Raw genomic sequence first — 276 nt, forward strand, 5'->3', positions numbered from 1 at the left:
TGTATGTGGTTTTGAATTGTTCCGGTATATCATTGAACAAACGTTGCACACCACGTACTCCAATAAACCTTTTTAATCTCGATGTAAAATTCTTTTTGAGTTGTTTTTTAGCACCCACATTATATGCCAGCCAGCCATCCAAAGTTTGATAGGTATATTTAAAGTCTACCTTGTACAATGAATCGGTGAGATAGCCATTTTCTGTATGACGTTCAGATAACTCAAATCCTCCGGTCCAAGAGTGATAAGGGCTAACCAAGGGTAATTCACCACGTA

At 38.0% G+C, this 276-nt stretch carries 1 protein-coding gene; it reads right to left on the reverse strand.

Annotation, left to right across the window (positions count from 1 at the left end; genetic code table 11):
* Positions 1 to 276 (reverse strand): hypothetical protein (locus VJI77_RS07500; protein ID WP_323988969.1); only part of this gene is annotated, 276 nt, incomplete at both ends.

It is taken from the genome of Parvimonas sp. D2, from assembly GCF_035282635.1.
Classification (GTDB): Bacteria; Bacillota; Clostridia; order Tissierellales; family Peptoniphilaceae; genus Parvimonas.